15 protein-coding genes and 1 pseudogene are annotated in these 18,813 nt (G+C 39.8%); 8 read left to right on the top strand and 8 right to left on the bottom strand.

Annotated elements, in window-relative coordinates; all coding sequences use genetic code 11:
- Nucleotides 1-4 precede the first annotated feature (4 nt).
- Nucleotides 5-1,174, top strand: a complete 1,170-nt coding sequence (gene fadA, locus P20439_RS11745; protein WP_008112952.1) for an acetyl-CoA C-acyltransferase FadA — start codon at nt 5-7, stop codon at nt 1,172-1,174.
- Between the two features lie 249 nt (nt 1,175-1,423).
- Nucleotides 1,424-1,663, top strand: coding sequence for a sulfurtransferase TusA (tusA, locus tag P20439_RS11740; RefSeq protein ID WP_008112953.1), 240 nt, complete (start codon nt 1,424-1,426; stop codon nt 1,661-1,663).
- An 84-nt stretch (nt 1,664-1,747) separates the two neighbouring features.
- On the opposite strand, the gene P20439_RS11735 is transcribed toward tusA, so the two are convergent.
- The 8 genes from P20439_RS11735 to dnaA form a co-directional block, all read right to left on the bottom strand.
- On the bottom strand, nt 1,748-3,367 hold the full coding sequence (locus P20439_RS11735; protein ID WP_008467062.1) for a P-loop NTPase fold protein: 1,620 nt from the start codon (nt 3,365-3,367) through the stop codon (nt 1,748-1,750).
- A gap of 69 nt (nt 3,368-3,436) precedes the next feature.
- A complete protein-coding gene (locus P20439_RS11730) occupies nt 3,437-3,886 on the bottom strand; it encodes a hypothetical protein (RefSeq protein ID WP_008467060.1) in 450 nt (149 codons plus the stop codon).
- Between the two features lie 73 nt (nt 3,887-3,959).
- Nucleotides 3,960-6,029 (bottom strand): glycine--tRNA ligase subunit beta, encoded by a 2,070-nt coding sequence (glyS, locus tag P20439_RS11725; RefSeq protein ID WP_008467058.1) that lies wholly within the window; start codon nt 6,027-6,029, stop codon nt 3,960-3,962.
- Nucleotides 6,030-6,031: 2 nt separating this feature from the next.
- Nucleotides 6,032-6,934 carry a glycine--tRNA ligase subunit alpha gene (gene glyQ / locus P20439_RS11720; RefSeq protein WP_008467055.1) on the bottom strand — a complete coding sequence of 301 codons (903 nt, stop codon included), beginning with the start codon at nt 6,932-6,934 and terminating at the stop codon, nt 6,032-6,034.
- Between the two features lie 140 nt (nt 6,935-7,074).
- Nucleotides 7,075-9,501, bottom strand: coding sequence for a DNA topoisomerase (ATP-hydrolyzing) subunit B (gyrB, locus tag P20439_RS11715; RefSeq protein WP_008467053.1), 2,427 nt, complete (start codon nt 9,499-9,501; stop codon nt 7,075-7,077).
- A gap of 12 nt (nt 9,502-9,513) precedes the next feature.
- The gene (recF, locus tag P20439_RS11710) at nt 9,514-10,608 is read right to left on the bottom strand and encodes a DNA replication/repair protein RecF (protein ID WP_008467050.1); all 1,095 of its coding nucleotides are present in this window, start codon (nt 10,606-10,608) and stop codon (nt 9,514-9,516) included.
- A 15-nt stretch (nt 10,609-10,623) separates the two neighbouring features.
- Complete coding sequence (gene dnaN, locus P20439_RS11705; RefSeq protein ID WP_008112965.1) at nt 10,624-11,727, bottom strand: DNA polymerase III subunit beta; 1,104 nt, start codon at nt 11,725-11,727, stop codon at nt 10,624-10,626.
- A gap of 13 nt (nt 11,728-11,740) precedes the next feature.
- Nucleotides 11,741-13,129, bottom strand: a complete 1,389-nt coding sequence (gene dnaA, locus P20439_RS11700; RefSeq protein ID WP_008467048.1) for a chromosomal replication initiator protein DnaA — start codon at nt 13,127-13,129, stop codon at nt 11,741-11,743.
- A gap of 510 nt (nt 13,130-13,639) precedes the next feature.
- On the opposite strand from dnaA, the gene rpmH reads away from it, so the two are divergent.
- The 6 genes and pseudogenes from rpmH to P20439_RS19000 all read left to right on the top strand — a co-directional run.
- Nucleotides 13,640-13,774, top strand: coding sequence for a 50S ribosomal protein L34 (rpmH, locus tag P20439_RS11695; protein WP_008112968.1), 135 nt, complete (start codon nt 13,640-13,642; stop codon nt 13,772-13,774).
- A 7-nt stretch (nt 13,775-13,781) separates the two neighbouring features.
- Nucleotides 13,782-14,207 (top strand): ribonuclease P protein component, encoded by a 426-nt coding sequence (gene rnpA / locus P20439_RS11690; protein WP_008467046.1) that lies wholly within the window; start codon nt 13,782-13,784, stop codon nt 14,205-14,207.
- Between the two features lie 126 nt (nt 14,208-14,333).
- Entirely contained in the window at nt 14,334-14,609 is a 276-nt protein-coding gene (gene yidD, locus P20439_RS11685; RefSeq protein ID WP_008467044.1) for a membrane protein insertion efficiency factor YidD, read from the top strand.
- An 8-nt stretch (nt 14,610-14,617) separates the two neighbouring features.
- Nucleotides 14,618-16,255, top strand: coding sequence for a membrane protein insertase YidC (yidC, locus tag P20439_RS11680; RefSeq protein WP_008467042.1), 1,638 nt, complete (start codon nt 14,618-14,620; stop codon nt 16,253-16,255).
- A 130-nt stretch (nt 16,256-16,385) separates the two neighbouring features.
- Complete coding sequence (mnmE, locus tag P20439_RS11675) at nt 16,386-17,750, top strand: tRNA uridine-5-carboxymethylaminomethyl(34) synthesis GTPase MnmE (RefSeq protein ID WP_008467041.1); 1,365 nt, start codon at nt 16,386-16,388, stop codon at nt 17,748-17,750.
- A gap of 943 nt (nt 17,751-18,693) precedes the next feature.
- Nucleotides 18,694-18,813: pseudogene (locus P20439_RS19000) on the top strand (FMN-binding protein MioC); the annotation flags it as partial.

Genomic DNA, 18,813 nt, shown 5'->3' with positions numbered 1-18,813 from the left:
TATCATGAATAATCCAGTAATTGTAGATTGTATCCGCACACCAATGGGTCGCTCAAAGGGCGGCGTATTCAAGCACAAACGTGCGGAAGACTTAAGCGCTCATTTAATGAAAGGCTTATTAGAACGTAATCCGGCAGTTGACCCTGCGTCAATTGACGATATTTATTGGGGCTGTGTACAGCAAACATTAGAGCAAGGCTTTAACGTTGCACGTAACGCATCTCTACTTGCGGGCATTCCACATTCAGTGCCAGCAACCACAGTTAACCGTTTATGTGGCTCATCAATGCAAGCATTGCATGACGCTGCTCGCGCAATTATGACTGGCGCTGGCGACACATACCTAATTGGTGGTGTTGAGCACATGGGTCACGTACCTATGACTCACGGTAACGACTTTCACCCTGGCCTAGCTACATCAATTGCACAAGCATCTGGCTCTATGGGTTTAACCGCTGAGTACCTTGCAACACTTCACGGTATTAGCCGTGAGCAACAAGATGAATTTGCTTACCGCTCGCATCAACGTGCACATGCTGCAACAGTTGAAGGCCGTTTCCGCCGCGAAATTTTAGCAATGGAAGGTCACGATGCTGACGGTTCACTTATTCTTGTTGAAGATGATGAAGTAATTCGTCCAGAAACAACGGTTGAAGGTTTATCGCAGCTACGTCCAGTATTTAACCCTGCTACGGGTTCTGTTACTGCGGGCACATCTTCTGCACTTTCTGACGGCGCATCAGCCATGTTAGTAATGAGCGAAGAAAAAGCAAAAGAACTGGGCTTACCAATTCGTGCACGTATTCGCGCTATGGCTGTTGCCGGTTGCGATCCATCAATCATGGGTTACGGCCCAGTACCTGCAAGTAAAAAAGCATTGGCACAAGCCGGTATTACCATTGATGACATCGACGTAGCTGAGCTAAACGAAGCATTCGCAGCACAATCACTACCTGTGCTTAAAGACTTAGGCTTAGCTGATGTAGTTGACGAAAAAGTTAACTTGAATGGCGGCGCTATCGCACTTGGTCACCCTCTGGGCTGTTCGGGTTCACGTATTAGCACCTCGCTTATTCACTTAATGGAAGACAAAAACGCAAAATACGGTTTAGCAACTATGTGTATTGGTTTAGGCCAAGGCATTGCAACTGTATTTGAACGTGTTCAAGACTAATTAGTATTGAATATGTAAAACCATCTTGGTGATTAAAAGGCGAGCTAGCGCAAGTTAGTTCGCCTTTTTTATGCCACCAGCTTTTGCAGGTTTAAAATGAATAATGTGATCGGGTGCATTAAACTTATTTCAGATTATCTATTAATAAGTTGAGCTGTTTTGTTATACGTAAAATAGTTAACCAACAGCTTTATTTGCGCTAAACTACCCGACCTAACCAAGCCGCGACTATTTTTACAGGTAATTTTTATGAGCTTTGATAATCCCGATCACCAATTAGATGCCATCGGCCTTCGTTGCCCAGAGCCGGTGATGATGGTACGCGCTGCTATTCGTAAAATGAGCGATGGTGAAACACTGCTTATTATTGCCGACGACCCTTCAACCACCCGCGACATTCCCAGCTTTTGTACCTTTATGGATCACACGCTAGTGGCTAAAGAAGTTGAAGAATCACCGTATAGATATGTGGTGAAGAAAGGGTTGTAATCAGCTATCAGCTATCAGCTATCAGCTATCAGCTATCAGCTATCAGCTATCAGCTATCAGCTATCAGCTATCAGCTATCAGCTATCAGCTATCAGCAAATTTACTCGTTAAGCCAATTAGGTTCAAGTAATCATTCGCTGTAAAACTACTTAATCCGAAGAATGTCATTTGTGCTTCTAACAGCTGGTAGTCATGTATAGCCCCCCTCCCATCATAACCAAACGTATGCATATAGCCTGGTTTTATAGCTTTATCGCCCCTGTTTAAAACGCTTTGAAAACTCAGAAAATAAGTTAAAAGATCAATATCTGAAAAGTTGATTTTAAGATTCATCAAACTTGCTTTCTCATAATTTTCTAGTTTTAGTAATTGATTTATACCATCTAGCTTCTCTGCTGCAAAAAGCATTTCTTTTAGGTACTTAGGTAAATTTAGTTGTTTGGAGGAAAGCTTTAAATCTGTAACCCTAGGATTTATTTCAAATCGTTGTTCATCAAAAATGCTGCACATATAGTCATATTGAGGTTTATTGAACATATATAAACAAAGTAAAATCACTAAAACTAAAATATCTACTGTTTTCTCTTCGACTATTAATTCTATACTTGTAAGTAATCTATTTGTTAATTGTACAGCTGATCTAGGTGCTAAGTTTTGCCAATTGGAGATCTCAGCAATGAGAGATGATAACTGCTTTTTTAAATCATCACCTTGAGATAAAAGCGGAAACAGTAAAATGCTTTTTTGTTCCAGATAGTGATTATCTAATACAGTAAAATCACAATTTGCTTCTAATAAACTGGCAGAAATCCCAACATCTAGATAGTACTTTGTATCAAAGAAACGCCTTAAATAGTTATCAGCATTAAAATCGTTTCCATATAAAGCTTTTATCGTGTGCTGCAGTTCTTCTGTATGTGTTGAAACAACTATTACTAACCCTTCTATATCGAAAATATGCTTTATTGCTTCTAGCATTTCTACTGCATAAGTTGGGCGGCAGCGGTCTAACTCATCAATAAAAATGAATGCGGGATAATCACGAGCTGTTGCTTGCAAGCCATCTTTTGGCTTTTCAATCGAGTATTTGACTAACTCTTTAATGGTGCCCTTTAGCTCTTTTACTCCCTTCTTATAGTCACTATGCTCTTTAAACGCTTGTGTTGTCATCGCTTCCATGGCTGCTGACAAATCTAATGATTTATTGTTTTGTGTTGATGGCGAAGTACATGTGTCAGAGTTTTTGTCTACAAATAACTCTTCAATATCAAAGCCACCATATCGTTTAACTAGTGCTGCTAAGATTTTTGGTAATACAGATATACCTATATTCTTAAAGCTTTTTCTTTTGGCTTGAGTTAAATGGCTTTTATTAATTGTTTCTAAAAGTTGCTTTTGTATTTCAGCAAGGACGGTAATAATAGGTGAATCCATAAAATCATTTGACCAAGCATCTATATAAACGACAGGATGCTCGTGTTTTAAGTCTTCAGCCCAACGTTTTACGAAATAAGTTTTACCAGCGCCCCATTCCGCATTAACGTTAATTACATATGAAGATTTATTAGGCTTCTCTCTATTCGCTTTTGAACGACGAACAAGGATTTTAGTAAGCAGTTCTGCATCTTGCTTTCTATTTAGCTGATCTGCAGGATAAGTAATACCATCAATTTTTATTTCTTCGGTCCATTGCTTAGTTTTCACAATAACATCCTTGTCACAAATCTAAAATTTCACTCGGGCAGCTAAAAGCTGACAGCTCCCAACTGACAGCTATTTCTTAGTAATCGTTACTTGCGGCTTATCGTAGTCACTAAAATCAATGCTGACTATGTACAACCCTTTGATTGCGGGTGTGTAACTAAAGTAGTTGTAAATAGTGCTGCAATCGGCGCGCGTTGATTGGCCAAGTGTTAGGCTTTGCCCTGATGGCTGTGAATCGCTGTAGCCACAGTTAAAGCCTTCACTAAAGTCCGCATCCGCTATTTTAAATTCGTACACTTTGCCTGGGGTCGAAAATTTAACTTGAGCTTGATAAAGCGCAGGACCGACTTGTTTAAATTGATATTGAGGTTCGGCATCCCATAATGTGAAGTCCCCTCTTAAATAAATACTGCGATCCAATTCTTGCTGCGGCAACACATCGTTAATCGAAATTTGGCTGGTACAGGCGGTAAGTAAACCAGCCATTGCTAGCGTTAAAATTCGTTTTATGGAGATCATAATTTGTATCCTTTGTATACAGTGAATACTAAAAAGCCAGCATAATGCTGGCTTTTTAAATAGCTATAAGCTGTTATTTTTGTAATACAGAAATATCTGCAATTTCTAAAAATAGTCCACTAAGCTGGCTTAAAAGCGCAAGGCGGTTTTGCTTAACCGCTTCATCGTCGGCCATTACCATGACATTGTCAAAAAAGTTATCAACACTGTCACGAATGCCTGCTAATTGGCTTAATGCCTCTTGGTAGTTTCCATCGCTGTACAGTGGTGCTAAATCAGTGGCGAATTTTGCAACTTGCGAAGCCAATACTTTTTCTGCCTCATCACTTAATAAGCTCTGATCAACATCACCTTGCGTTGTAATGTTATTTTTAGCCAGAATATTACTTACACGCTTATTAGCCGCTGCAAGCGATTCTGCGGCGTCTAATGTTCGGAAATGACTTACGGCTTTAACTCGGCGATCGAAATCAACAGGCTTCGTTGGACGACGCGCCAGTACGGCTTGAATCACATCTACTTCAATGCCTTCGTCTTGATACCAAGCACGGAAACGCCCTAGCATAAAGTCAAACACATCCGTTGATACATTTAGGTTAGTCAGCTTTTCACCAAACAAGGTTTGTGATTTAGCAACCAGGTCTAAAATATCAAGTGGTAGCTGTTTTTCTACCATGATACGTAATGCACCAATGGCTGCACGACGAAGTGCAAATGGGTCTTTATCACCTTTTGGTGCTTGGCCTATGCCAAAAATACCCACCAGCGTATCAAACTTATCGGCAATGGCGACTGCACAACTGATCACATTAGTTGGTAAGTTATCACCTGCAAAACGTGGCATATATTGCTCGTTCTGTGCCACTGCGACTTCTTCTGCTTCACCATCGTGACGCGCGTAATGCATTCCCATTACACCTTGTACGTCGGTAAATTCCATTACCATTTCGGTCATTAAGTCTGTTTTACTTAATAAGCCTGCACGCGCTGCTAACTCTTTGTCGGCACCAAGTTGCTCTGCAATGTAACCAGCTAGTTCACTAATACGCTGTGACTTGTCTTTAAGCGTACCAAGTTGCTTTTGAAACAATACGCTATCAAGCGACTCAAGTCGGCTTTCTAATGTTTTCTTTTTATCGGTTTCAAAGAAGAACTGCGCATCGGCTAAACGCGGGCGCACTACTTTTTCGTTACCAGAAATAACTACACTAGGATCTTTACTTTCGATGTTAGAGACAAACAAAAACTTATTTAAAAGTTTGCCGTCTTGATCTAATAACGGGAAGTATTTCTGATCGTCTTTCATGGTGTAAATAAGCGCTTCAGCAGGTACATCTAAAAATGCTTCTTCAAATGTGGCTGTTAACGTTACTGGCCATTCTACCAATGAAGTAACTTCTTCAAGTAAGTCTTCATCCATTGCAACAACGGCATTAACTGCTTTGGCTGCGTCTTCTATTTGCGCGCGAATCTGTGCTTTACGCTGTTCGTAGTCAGCAATAACGTAAGCTGATTTAAGTACATCAAACACATCATCAGCATGGTTAATGCTAATTTTTTCTGGGTGATGAAAACGATGACCTTGCAGTTGATTACTCACTTGCTTACCAAGAATTTCACCTTCAACCAGTTCACTACCGAATAAAATAGTCACGGTATGCACTGGGCGAATAAATTGTGTTTTATTCGCACCCCAACGCATTGGTTTAGGGATAGGTAACTTAGCGAGAGCTTTGCTTATAGCGTCGGTCATTAACGTTTTGGTTTCTTGCCCTGCTACTTTAGCAATGTGCAATAACCATGCGCCTTTATCTGTTTCTAGTGTTTGCGCATCTTTTACTTCAATCCCACAACCACGAGCCCAACCCATGGCTGCTTTAGTTGGGTTCCCCTCTGCATCAAAAGCGGCTTTAGTTGCAGGGCCACGTTTTTCAACTTCTTTGTCTTGTTGTTTAGCGTCAAGTGCTTTTACTTGTAAACCTAAACGACGAGGCGATGCATACCAGCTCACACCTTGGTGACCTAGTTCTAGGCTTTCTAATTCTGCTGTTAAGTTTGCAGCAAAGGCTTCGGCTAATTTACGAAGTGCTTTTGGTGGCAACTCTTCGGTGCCAATTTCTACTAATAAATTTTCTGCTGACATGCTTACTTATCCTTACACAGCGGGAAACCAAGTGCTTCACGTGCATCGTAATAACTTTGTGCACACGCTTTTGATAACGCACGAACGCGTAAAATATAACGTTGACGCTCAGTTACTGAAATAGCATGACGTGCGTCTAATAAGTTAAATGCGTGCGATGCTTTCATTACTTGCTCGTAGGCTGGTAATGGTAGGCTTGCTTCAATTAGCTTTTGGCTCTCAGCTTCACATTTATCAAACTGTTCAAATAAGTCGGCTACGTTTGCATGTTCAAAGCTATAGGTTGATTGCTCAACTTCATTTTGATGGAACACGTCACCGTAAGTTACGCGCCCAAATGGGCCGTCTGCCCACACTAGGTCGTAAATGCTATCTACGCCTTGAATATACATTGCTAAACGTTCTAGGCCGTAAGTAATTTCACCCGTTACCGGTGAGCATTCTAAACCGCCAACTTGCTGGAAGTAGGTAAACTGCGTTACCTCCATGCCATTTAACCAAATTTCCCAACCTAGTCCCCACGCACCTAATGTAGGTGATTCCCAGTTATCTTCTACAAAGCGAACTTCGTCAGTTAGGGTATCAATACCTACAGCAGCTAAAGAACCTAGGTAAAGCTCTTGAATATTGTCTGGTGATGGCTTTAACACAACTTGGAATTGGTAGTAATGTTGCAAGCGGTTTGGGTTTTCACCGTAACGACCATCGGTAGGACGACGACACGGTTGAACGTATGCGCTCGACATTGGCTCTGGGCCAATTGATTTTAAAAATGTTTGTGGGTGAAATGTCCCTGCGCCCACTTCCATGTCAAGTGGTTGAATAATGACACAGCCTTGCTGTGCCCAATAATCCTGTAAAGCCAGGATCAAACCTTGAAAGGTTTTAACGTCATATTTTTGCATATTTGGCTTTTTACTATCTGAGAAGTAGCGTGAAAATTACCCTCAGTATACCTTGTGCACACTCAGGTTTTAAGCAGTTTGTGCGTTTGAAAAAATAAAAAAGGAGCCTAAGGCTCCTTTTTTGTGATTACGATAATGTTTTATACGTCTAAGTTAACCACACGCAGTGCGTTCGTTTCAATAAACTCACGACGCGGCTCAACTTGATCGCCCATTAATGTGGCAAATAATTGATCCGCTGCAACAGCATCTTCAATTGTTACTTGCAACATACGGCGTGCGCTTGGATCCATGGTGGTTTCCCAAAGCTGATTTGGGTTCATTTCACCCAGTCCTTTATAGCGTTGAATGTAGATCCCACGCTTAGACTCTGCGATCAACCATTCCAATGCATCCACAAAGTTATCAACAGGTTTTGTTTTCTCACCACGTTGGATATATGCACCCTCTGTGATGATATTAGCAATATTTTTACCTGTTACAGCAATGCGTTGGTAGTCTCTTGATGTAATAAAGTCATAATGAAGTACGTGAGCTTTATCCACACCATGCTGACGAATATTCACAACTGGATAATACAGGTTACGCTCTGTATCGTGCTCAGTTCCAGCATGGAAAATAGTTGCATCTTCATCACGTTCAATTAAGTCATCAACCAGCTCTTTAGTCCAAGCAATTACCTTAGCTTCGTCTGAAAGGTCTTCTTTTTTCAGTTCACTTTGGTAAATCAAACGGTTCATAACTGTATTCGGATACTTACGCTTTAAGCGCTCGATAACTTTAACCGTGTTTTGATAATCGTGAACAATCGATTCTAATGCTTCACCATCAACCGCCTCTGCGCTATCACTGGTATACAATGCTGCATTGCTTAGCGCTAACGATGTAAGGTAATCAACTAATGCTGGATCATCTTTAATATAACGCTCTTGCTTACCTTTTTTCACTTTATAAAGTGGAGGCTGAGCAATATAAATGTAACCACGTTCAACAATTTCCGGCATTTGACGGTAGAAGAATGTTAGTAGCAAGGTACGAATGTGAGAACCATCCACGTCGGCATCGGTCATGATTATGATACGGTGGTAACGTAGTTTTTCAGGGTTATATTCGTCACGGCCAATACCACAACCTAGTGCAGTAATTAACGTTGCCACTTCTTGCGAAGATAGCATTTTATCAAAACGTGCTTTTTCTACGTTTAAGATTTTACCTTTAAGCGGAAGAATCGCTTGATTTTTACGGTTACGACCCTGCTTGGCTGAACCGCCAGCTGAGTCACCCTCCACTATGTATAGTTCAGATTGAGCTGGATCTTTTTCTTGGCAATCCGCTAATTTACCCGGTAAACCAGCTAAATCCATAGCACCTTTACGACGGGTCATTTCACGTGCTTTACGGGCTGCTTCACGCGCGCGTGCTGCATCAATAATTTTGCCAACAACAATTTTAGCATCCATTGGGTTTTCTAATAAAAACTCAGTGAATTTTTCAGCCATGGCTTGCTCAACCGCAGACTTAACTTCACTAGATACTAGCTTGTCTTTTGTTTGCGATGAGAACTTAGGATCAGGCACTTTAACACTAACAACAGCCGTTAAGCCTTCACGTGCATCATCGCCCGTTGCGTTACTGGTTGTTTTAGCTTTTTTGTTAAAGCCTTCCTTTTCCATGTAGTTATTAAGCGTACGTGTTAGCGCAGATCTAAAACCAGCTAAGTGAGTACCACCATCACGTTGTGGAATGTTATTAGTGAAACAGTAAATGTTTTCTTGGAATGCATCATTCCATTGCATTGATACTTCTACACTAATACCATCTTCTTCACGTTCATGAGTAAAGTGGAACACCCCTTTGTGCACAGGTGTTTTATTACGGTTTAAGTATTCAACGAACGCTCTAATACCACCTTCGTATTTAAAGTGGTCACTTTTATTCTCTTCGCGCTCATCGTTTAAAATGATACTTACGCCCGAGTTCAAAAACGATAACTCGCGTAAACGCTTAGCTAAAATATCGTAATGGAAATCAAGGTTAGTAAACGTTTCGCCGCTAGGCCAAAAACGTAATTCAGTACCGGTTGTTTCAGAGTCACCAATTGTTGCTAGTGGTGCATCTGGCACACCCATAGTGTAAAACTGCTCATGAAGTTTACCTTCACGACGAATGGTTAGTTTTAACTTTTCTGATAATGCATTTACTACCGATACACCAACACCGTGTAAGCCACCTGATACTTTATAAGAGTTATCATCAAACTTACCACCGGCGTGTAATACCGTCATAATAACTTCAGCTGCAGATACACCTTCTTCTTCATGTATAGAAGTAGGAATACCACGGCCGTTATCTCTTACAGATACCGAACCGTCTAAGTGAATAGTGACAAATATATCATCACAGTGACCTGCTAAGGCCTCATCGATAGAGTTATCAACGACCTCAAACACCATGTGGTGTAAGCCCGTACCATCATCGGTGTCCCCTATATACATACCAGGACGCTTTCTTACTGCATCTAATCCTTTAAGTACTTTAATACTCGACGAATCATAATTCTCAGACATGGTTAATCCCACTTATCTTGTTATTAGGTTGCCATGTTTCACGTGGAACATTTTTAGTTCTCGTTTCATGGGTTCCACCACAGCAGAAATACTTTCAGATAAAATTGAAGAAATAAATATTTGAGAACTGCAATGAGTCAATAACTGACCCACTTTCTCTTTTGTATCTTCGCTTAGCTCTGAAGGTAAATCATCTATTAGCAATATAGATTGCTTATCTGTCTCTGACTCAATCAAACTATTTTGCGTTACTTTTAACGCATACAACAATAGCTTTAATTGCCCGCGTGAGAATACATTCTCAACACTGCTGCCAGCGACACTAAAACTAAAATCAGCCTTATGAGGGCCTTTACTAGTAAAGCCTTGACGAGCATCTCGCTCAAAGCTTTGCTCTAACGCATCAGAAAGAGATTCGCTCTCTTTCCAGCCTGCATTAAAGCTAATTTCTAGATCGCGTATTAGCGTTAATTCTGCACACATTTTATCAAAAAACTGCTGCTTAAACCTAGTTATATACGCGATTCTTAATTTATTTATTTGTTCAGCCAGTCTAACAAATTCTTTGTCCCAAAACTTGATTTGGTCAAAATAATTCTTAGGCTTAGATTTCAACAAGGCATTGCGCTGTTTTAGCACTTTATTAAACGATTGCCACAAGAAAAAAAACTCATGTTCCACGTGGAACAAACCTAAGTCTAAAAATTTTCTGCGCTCTTTAGGGCCACCAAAAAATAACGAATAGCTTTCTGGTGTAATAACTTGCACTGGCATAAGTTGAGCAAGTTCAGATACTTTTCGACTCGCCTTACCCTGTATTTTTAAATTAGTTTCACCCGCTTGGGTTTTACTAATCCCTATTGGGATAGATAAATCGTATAACGCTTTGCGGCCATGAATAACAAACTGATCTTGCTGGTGTGCAATAATACTTTTATGTTTAGAAGTTCGAAAAGATTTGCCGTGAGAAAGGTAATATATAGCCTCTAAAAGGCTGGTTTTTCCGCTGCCGTTTTCACCATAAATTATATTAACGCCGTTAACTGGTTCTAGCGTCAGTGCCTCAATATTACGAAAATATTTGAGGCTCAAATGACTTAAGCTCATTATGTATATATGATCTTATAAACGCATTGGCATAACAACGTACATAGCTTCTTCATCGCCGGCACCTTCTATAAGTGCGCTGCTATTTGAATCGGCAAGCGTAAATAATACATCTTCGGTTTTTAATGTATTTAGTACATCTAATACGTAAGACACATTAAAGCCTATTTCTAGGTCATCACCCTCGTACATTACTTCAACCACTTCTTCAGCTTGCTCTTGCTCTGGATTGTTGGCTGTAATTTTTAATAAACCGTTTGATAAATTTAAACGCACACCACGAAACTTTTCGTTCGATAAAATCGATACGCGTTGAAATGCATTACGTAACCATTCTCTGTTTGCTGTAATAACTTTGTCGCCACCGCGAGGTAAAACACGACGGTAATCAGGGAATCGACCATCAACTAATTTACTTGTAAAGGTAAATTCAATATCAATAATACGAATGTGGTTAGCACCAAACTGAATAGTGACCAGCTCTTGATCAGCAACCATTAGGCGCATAATTTCTTGCACGCCTTTACGCGGTATAATTAATTGGCGCTGTGTATTTAACGACTGACCTAGTTGTTTTTGAGCAATAGCTAAACGGTGCCCATCAGTGGCAACTGTCTTTATGTCGCTGTTATCAACTTCAAACGACATGCCGTTTAAGTAGTAACGCACGTCTTGGTTTGCCATTGAAAAGTGTGTGCTTTCAAGTAATTTACGCAACTCTAAACGCGTTAGTTGAAACTCAACCTCACCATCCCACTGCTCTAAATTAGGAAAGTCTTCAGCAGCTAAAGTGGTCAGTGAAAAACGACTTTTACCACTGGTTAAAAGTAGCTGATGGTCTTGCAAGCTTAAAGTAAGATCAGACCCATCCGGTAAACTTTTACAAATATCGAGTAATTTTTTAGCCGGTAATGTGAGTTTAGTATCGGCAACATCGTCACCCACAAATACACTCGCCACTAATTCAATTTCAAGGTCGGTCCCTGTCATTGAAAGCTGGCCATTTTCTACCACGAGTAATACGTTAGATAAAATAGGTAACGTATGCTTACGCTCTATGGCACCCGATACTTGCACCAATGGTTTTAAAAATTGTTCTCTTGATATTGTTATTTGCATAATAAAGTCAGCCCTAAGATGACAATGTTCTTATTAAATTTTGGTAATCTTCTTTAATCTCGTGGCTTTCGTCACGTAATGATTTAACTTTGCGACACGCGTGCAGTACTGTTGTATGGTCACGCCCACCAAAAGCATCCCCAATCTCAGGTAAGCTGTGATTAGTGAGTTCTTTAGATAATGCCATGGCAACTTGGCGCGGCCTTGCTATAGAGCGGCTGCGGCGCTTAGACAGTAAGTCAGACACACGTATTCTATAGTATTCTGCTACCGTACGTTGAATATTGTCTATGGTGACTAGTTTATCTTGCAGTGCGAGTAAATCACGCAGTGCTTCTTTTACAAAGTCGATAGAAATTGGGCGGCCGGTAAAGTTTGCATTAGCAATTACACGGTTTAAAGCCCCTTCAAGTTCACGTACGTTTGAACGTAATTTTTTAGCGATAAAAAATGCCACTTCATGCGGTAAATTAATTTTACTTTGCTGAGCTTTTTTCATCAAAATGGCAACGCGTGTTTCAAGCTCTGGCGGCTCAATCGCGATAGTTAATCCCCAACCAAAACGAGATTTAAGGCGATCTTCAACCCCTTCTATCTCTTTAGGATAACGGTCAGAGGTTAAAATAATTTGCTGGTTACCTTCTAATAATGCATTAAAGGTATGAAAGAATTCTTCTTGTGAACGTTCTTTATTAGCAAAAAATTGAATGTCATCAATCATGAGTGCATCAACACTGCGGTAATAACGCTTAAACTCTTCAATCGCATTATTTTGCAGTGCTTTAACCATGTCTTGCACAAAGCGTTCTGAATGCATGTAGACAATTTTAGCATCTGGCTTATTGGCCATAATACCGTTGCCTACCGCATGTAATAAATGCGTTTTACCTAAGCCCGTACCACCGTAAATAAAAACAGGGTTAAATGCAGAGCCAGGATTATCTGCTACCTGAGTGGCAGCCGCTTTTGCTAATTGGTTAGATTTACCCTCAACAAAACTGTCAAAGGTATAGTTTTCTTTAATGTTTGATTTATAACCCGATTTAGGAGCGGGCTCAACAACTGGCTTTTGTTCTCGTGGTTGTTGTTTTGCCGTTGCTTGCGTACTTGGTGCTGATTGTGTTTCAACTACCGGCGCAGCTTGTGCATTTAATAGCGGCTTGCTGCCTACATCAAAGCGTAATTCAGGGGCTTCTACACCACAAATTTCAACCAGTAACTCATTTATTCTATTTAGGTACTTTTCTCTTACCCAATCAAGTACAAAACGATTAGGCGCATAAATCGTCAAGGTATCTTCGGTACTTTCTGCTTGAAGTGGTCTGACCCACATACTAAATTGCTGCGAAGGCAATTCATCTTGCAATACATATAAACAACTTTGCCAAACCGACAGATACACAGTAAAACTCCCAGAGATATAATTTATTTTTATTCCCGCACATCAATAATGATTCAAAAATCACACCTGTATTGCGTTTAAATGGCTCAATAAGCAGCCCAAGACCGACTATTATGAATGCACTTTATCCACAAGTAAAAGATTGATTTTTATAAAATTGTTGATATCGATGTATAAATATAATAACAGACTGATTTAAATAGCTTTTTATTTTAAAGCCTGATTAGAGATCATAACAAAACTGGCAGCAGATCGCGACTATAATTTATGATCTAATTTACTTTTCCCATGCTTTTATTCACTTTTTATACAGGGGCTGTGGAAAACTTCTTATTTATGATGATCCTATCGGATCATGAAAGTTGATCACAAATAAACATGCTTTACGCGCTCTATTATGATTGACTTTTCGTCACTTCATCTATAATATCTCGCGCTCGCAATGGCACCTGTGCCAGGATCGCGACCTGCATAGGATGTTTTAACTTTAACCGATCGGATGAGATTGTTATGAAAAGAACTTTTCAACCTAGCGTTTTAAAACGCAAACGTACACACGGTTTCCGTGCTCGTATGGCAACTGTAAATGGCCGTAAAGTATTAGCTCGTCGCCGTGCTAAAGGCCGCAAAGTTCTTTCTGCTTAATTTATAAGTGGAAGACTTTAGCTTTGGCAGGGAGTTACGTCTGTTAACTCCCTCGCATTACTCTCGCATATTTAATGAACCCGCTCGGGCTGCAACTCCTTTCTTTACTTTATTAGCAAAACCAAGTGACCAGTCAAAACCTAGGTTAGGCCTTACTGTTGCTAAAAAACGTGTAAAAAAGGCATGTCAACGAAACCGTATTAAACGTCTTGCTCGCGAAAGTTTTCGTTTAAACCAACATACTCTCGATAATATAGATATTGTGTTGATGGTAAAAAGTGGCATTGATGAACAGTCCAATGAAGAATTAACCAAACAACTAACAAAGTTGTGGCGTAAAATTAATGAACGCTGCAAACCCGGTGCCCCTAAACCGCCACCATTTAAAAAACGCCCAAACAAATCAGCTAAATCGACTAAACAAACTCAATAGCAATAGAATTACAGGGTTAATTAAGGTATCTTTAGCTCACCTTTTAATCATGCGTTTAAAATCTTAAAGTAAGTCTTTAAATACATGGTATCTATTCACTAAACATAACGTAGGGGCATGTACAACATGAGGTTACTTAAACCACTTGCTGCGTTACCAACACGTTGTTTAGTTTTATTTATCCGCGGTTATCAAAAGTGGATTAGCCCGCTATTGGGTCCGCATTGTCGTTTTAATCCAACCTGTTCTAGCTACGCTATTCAAGCAATTAATTTGCATGGTGCAGTAAAAGGCAGTTGGCTCGCAGTTAAACGCATATTAAAATGCCATCCTTTACATTCAGGTGGAGACGACCCCGTTCCTGAAAAATTAACCCGTATTAACCACCAACACGAGAAATAAGAGCTGTTATGGAATCGCAACGCACGTTTTTATTCATCGGCCTAATGCTAGTGTCGTTTTTATTATTTCAAGAATGGAATAATGACTACAACACGCCAAAAGCCGATCCTAGTGCCACTACACAAACACTAAAAGCAAACTCACCGGAATCAGATGATTATGTTCCAGCTTCATCAGACTCTGGTTTACCTGCTTCAACTACTTTAGCTAAACGCTCAGTCATTGATATTACAACTGACGTGTTCAAAGTTAAAATTGACACCAAAGGCGGTGACATTGTTGAAACAGACTTAATTAATTATAAAGAAACCAAAGGCAGTGATGTTCCTTACATGCTACTTGGTGAGTTTGATGGTAAACAATACTTTTCACAAAGTGGTTTAATAGGTTTAAATGGCCCAGATGCATCTGCAAATGGTCGTCCTACTTACCAATCAGAGCAAACCTCTTACACCTTAATAGGTGATGAGCTTCGCGTTCCACTGCAATTTACCGACAGCAACGGTGTAAGCTTTACTAAGACTTATGTATTTAAAAAGGGTCAGTATGATGTTGGCTTAGAATATAAAGTTAACAACACCACCAGCGCGCCTGTACAAGTACAGCTTTACACACAAATAAAGCGTACCGTACAAGAAAAAGGCAGCATGGTTGATCAAAACTATTTAGGGGCTGCATACGGTACAGATGAGGAACCATACGAAAAGTATAGTTTTTCAGATATGGCCGATAAAAACCTAAACATTAATACCCAAGGTGGTTACGTTGCATTTATTCAGCATTACTTTGTAAGTGCTTGGGTACCAATGCAAGATCAAGCGAATACACTTTATAGTTTAATCACTAAAAGTAACGCAGCTATTATTGGTGTTAAAGACGAAGCGGTAAATGTTCAAGCTGGTAGTGAGCAAGTACTTACTGCAACTTATTACATGGGCCCTAAAGAGTCAGATAAACTTGAAGCGATTCACACTGACCTAGACTTAACCGTTGATTACGGTTGGTTATGGTTTATCTCTCAGCCGTTATTTGTACTATTAAAATGGTTACACAGCATTTTAGGTAACTGGGGTGTAGCAATTATAGCCATCACTATTATCGTTAAATCATTAATGTACCCACTTACTAAAGCACAATACACCTCAATGGCTAAAATGCGTGCATTACAGCCTAAGATGAAAGCGCTAAAAGAAAAGTATGGCGATGATCGTCAAAAATTCGGCCAAGCGACCATGGAAATGTACCGTAAAGAAAAAGTAAACCCTATGGGTGGCTGTTTCCCTATTTTACTGCAAATGCCAATCTTCTTAGCCTTGTTCTATGTATTCTTAGAGTCTACAGAACTTCGTCACGCTGAATTTGTACTTTGGCTAACTGACCTTTCTGCGAAAGACCCATACTACGTATTACCAATCTTATTTGGTGCGAGTATGTTTATAACGCAAAAACTACAACCTATGACGGTTACCGATCCAATGCAGCAAAAAATGATGACCTTTATGCCGGTTATCTTCTCTGTGTTCTTCTTATGGTTCCCATCTGGTTTAGTACTTTACTGGTTAGTGTCTAACCTTATTTCTATTGTCCAGATGTTGATCATCTACCGTGGCATGGAAAAGAAAGGAATTAAAGTAAGGGGCGATTAAACTCCCTACTTATATAAAGGCGACTTAGGTCGCCTTTTTTATTGCCTATTTTTTATAACAGCATTCGCGAGTGCCTATTTGATAGGTTACAATACCGCCATTACGTTATTTAAGTTGGCAAATAAACCGCATGATCAATCACGATACAATTGCAGCACAAGCCACTGCCCCAGGTCGAGGCGGTGTTGGTATTATTCGCGTTTCAGGAACCCTAGCCAAACAGGTTGCTGAAAAAATAATAGGCAAAGTCCCTAAAGTTCGTTATGCCGACTATGTGCCATTTAACACCCTTGCAGGTCAGCAACTTGACCAAGGTATTGCGATTTACTTTGCTGGCCCAAACTCATTTACCGGTGAAGATGTACTCGAACTTCAAGGCCATGGCGGCCCTGTTGTTCTTGATATGCTACTCAAAGAAATTAGTAAAATAGACGGTGTGCGTTTAGCTAAACCAGGGGAATTCTCTGAGCGTGCGTTTATGAACGATAAGCTTGATTTAACTCAAGCAGAAGCAATCGCCGACTTAATTAATGCAACTAGCGAGCAAGCCGCTAAAAGCGCTCTACAGTCACTTCAAGGGCAATTCTCTAAGCACATAGAAACCTTAGTTGAAAAAGTCATTCACTTACGTATGTATGTGGAAGCAGCTATTGATTTTCCTGACGAAGAAATCGATTTTTTATCAGACGGAAAAGTGGGCGGTGATTTAAATGCCATCATTGAGCAGCTTAATGCCGTAACCAATCAAGCCAAACAAGGCAGCATAATGCGCGAAGGTATGCGCGTCGTTATTGCTGGTCGCCCTAATGCCGGTAAATCAAGCTTACTTAATGCATTAGCAGGTCGAGAAGCGGCTATTGTAACTGAAATAGCCGGCACCACTCGTGACGTATTACGTGAGCATATACATATAGATGGTATGCCACTGCATATAATAGATACCGCAGGCCTACGAGAAAGCCCAGATAAGGTAGAGCAAATAGGCATTGAACGTGCTTGGGATGAAATAAACCAAGCCGATCGGGTGTTATTTATGCTTGATGGCACCGACACAGCCGATACTGATCCACATGCTATTTGGCCTGAATTTATGGCTAAGTTACCCCAAGGTATGGGCGTGACCGTGATCAGAAATAAAGCCGATTTATCGGGTGATACGGTTGGTATGGATCAAGAGCAACAATATCCGGTCATCAGTTTAAGTGCTAAAAATGCTGACGGCATAGAGCTTGTGCGTGAGCACTTAAAAGCCTGTATTGGTTTTGATGGTGCCACAGAGGGTGGCTTTATGGCGCGGCGTCGTCACTTAGATGCACTGGAACACGCAGCCTATCACTTAGATACGGGTAAAACACAATTAGAAATGCACGTGGCCGGTGAAATCCTCGCTGAAGAACTGCGTTTAACACAGCAGTATCTCAACGAAATAACTGGTGAATTTACTTCTGATGATTTGCTTGGCAAAATTTTCAGCTCGTTCTGTATCGGTAAATAGTCGAACTAATAATTTAATCATTAAGGGCACCTAGGTGCCCTTTTTAAGGCCTACTATTTTTAATATCGACTCGCCAAACTGTATTTTAATAACCCATTTTAAAAACCAAACAGACTAAAAACACAGCTTAAACTGCACCTATATTAGCCTCAACTCGCCTTTAAAAATGTATTTAAGCCATAGTAGGCTAAGCCAATAATCACAGCAAATAACAGATAAACTACCTAGATTAATAGTAAAAAATTAAGCTTCTTTCCTCTAAAAGAGCACCTATAACATTGGTTTTCCATGTTTGAACATGGGTAATTATCAAACCATAAAAATAAAACGTACCTAAAAAGTAAATTTGATCGCCCACTCCACCAGCAAAATATAATTAATTTCTTAATTAAAATTGATGTAATTTATTTTTTAGCAGATCAGTTATCCACAATTGCGGGTTTTATTGTCTTAAAAATGAGTTAAAAGCGATAAAAAGAAATAATACGTTGTGTTTAATAGGCTAAATAGCGATTTTTAGAAAATAAAAATGGATTTTTAGGCCGATCTGAGAAAATAGATCATTTTTTAAAATTATTTTCGATCCCAATTTTAAGTTATCAACATGCTTTGTATCCACACTAAGATCAACACACGTTTATTTATAAATTTGTACTAGCTGCTAGCTAACACTCAATATAAAATCAATAACTTAGCAAACTATTTGTAACATTACTTCTTAGTTAAGCAGAGCTTTCCCCAACCTTATCAACAACTTGATCAGAAGATTACATTTAAAGATGTTTTGTTAAACCATTAATAATCAACAACTTAAAACCATAATTCACGCGGAGGCTTAAATTACCACAAAAATAGTTATACAAAATAACACTCTTAACTTTACTGTTATACTCACTCGGCTATCATAGGCAGCAATTAAAACTAATAGTGATCAGCAATATTCATGAGTTCAGTAAATATTATCGTTGGTAGTCAAATGGGATCCGCCGAGTACGTTGCAGAGCAGCTAAGCGATGCGCTTAACAACCAAGGGATTAATAGCCAACTACATGATCAACCTGAA

It is taken from the genome of Pseudoalteromonas sp. BSi20439 (assembly GCF_000241165.1).
Taxonomy (GTDB): domain Bacteria; phylum Pseudomonadota; class Gammaproteobacteria; order Enterobacterales; family Alteromonadaceae; genus Pseudoalteromonas.
This window is presented reverse-complemented; position numbering and strand designations above follow the sequence as displayed.

What these genes read in the sequence shown, in the direction of transcription:
- fadA (WP_008112952.1), top strand. Translation starts at nt 5, where the DNA reads ATGAATAATCCAGTAATTGTAGATTGTATCCGCACACCAATGGGTCGC.
- tusA (WP_008112953.1), top strand. Translation starts at nt 1,424, where the DNA reads ATGAGCTTTGATAATCCCGATCACCAATTAGATGCCATCGGCCTTCGT.
- P20439_RS11730 (WP_008467060.1), bottom strand. Translation starts at nt 3,886, where the DNA reads ATGATCTCCATAAAACGAATTTTAACGCTAGCAATGGCTGGTTTACTT.
- glyS (WP_008467058.1), bottom strand. Translation starts at nt 6,029, where the DNA reads ATGTCAGCAGAAAATTTATTAGTAGAAATTGGCACCGAAGAGTTGCCA.
- glyQ (WP_008467055.1), bottom strand. Translation starts at nt 6,934, where the DNA reads ATGCAAAAATATGACGTTAAAACCTTTCAAGGTTTGATCCTGGCTTTA.
- gyrB (WP_008467053.1), bottom strand. Translation starts at nt 9,501, where the DNA reads ATGTCTGAGAATTATGATTCGTCGAGTATTAAAGTACTTAAAGGATTA.
- recF (WP_008467050.1), bottom strand. Translation starts at nt 10,608, where the DNA reads ATGAGCTTAAGTCATTTGAGCCTCAAATATTTTCGTAATATTGAGGCA.
- dnaN (WP_008112965.1), bottom strand. Translation starts at nt 11,727, where the DNA reads ATGCAAATAACAATATCAAGAGAACAATTTTTAAAACCATTGGTGCAA.
- rpmH (WP_008112968.1), top strand. Translation starts at nt 13,640, where the DNA reads ATGAAAAGAACTTTTCAACCTAGCGTTTTAAAACGCAAACGTACACAC.
- yidD (WP_008467044.1), top strand. Translation starts at nt 14,334, where the DNA reads ATGAGGTTACTTAAACCACTTGCTGCGTTACCAACACGTTGTTTAGTT.
- yidC (WP_008467042.1), top strand. Translation starts at nt 14,618, where the DNA reads ATGGAATCGCAACGCACGTTTTTATTCATCGGCCTAATGCTAGTGTCG.
- mnmE (WP_008467041.1), top strand. Translation starts at nt 16,386, where the DNA reads ATGATCAATCACGATACAATTGCAGCACAAGCCACTGCCCCAGGTCGA.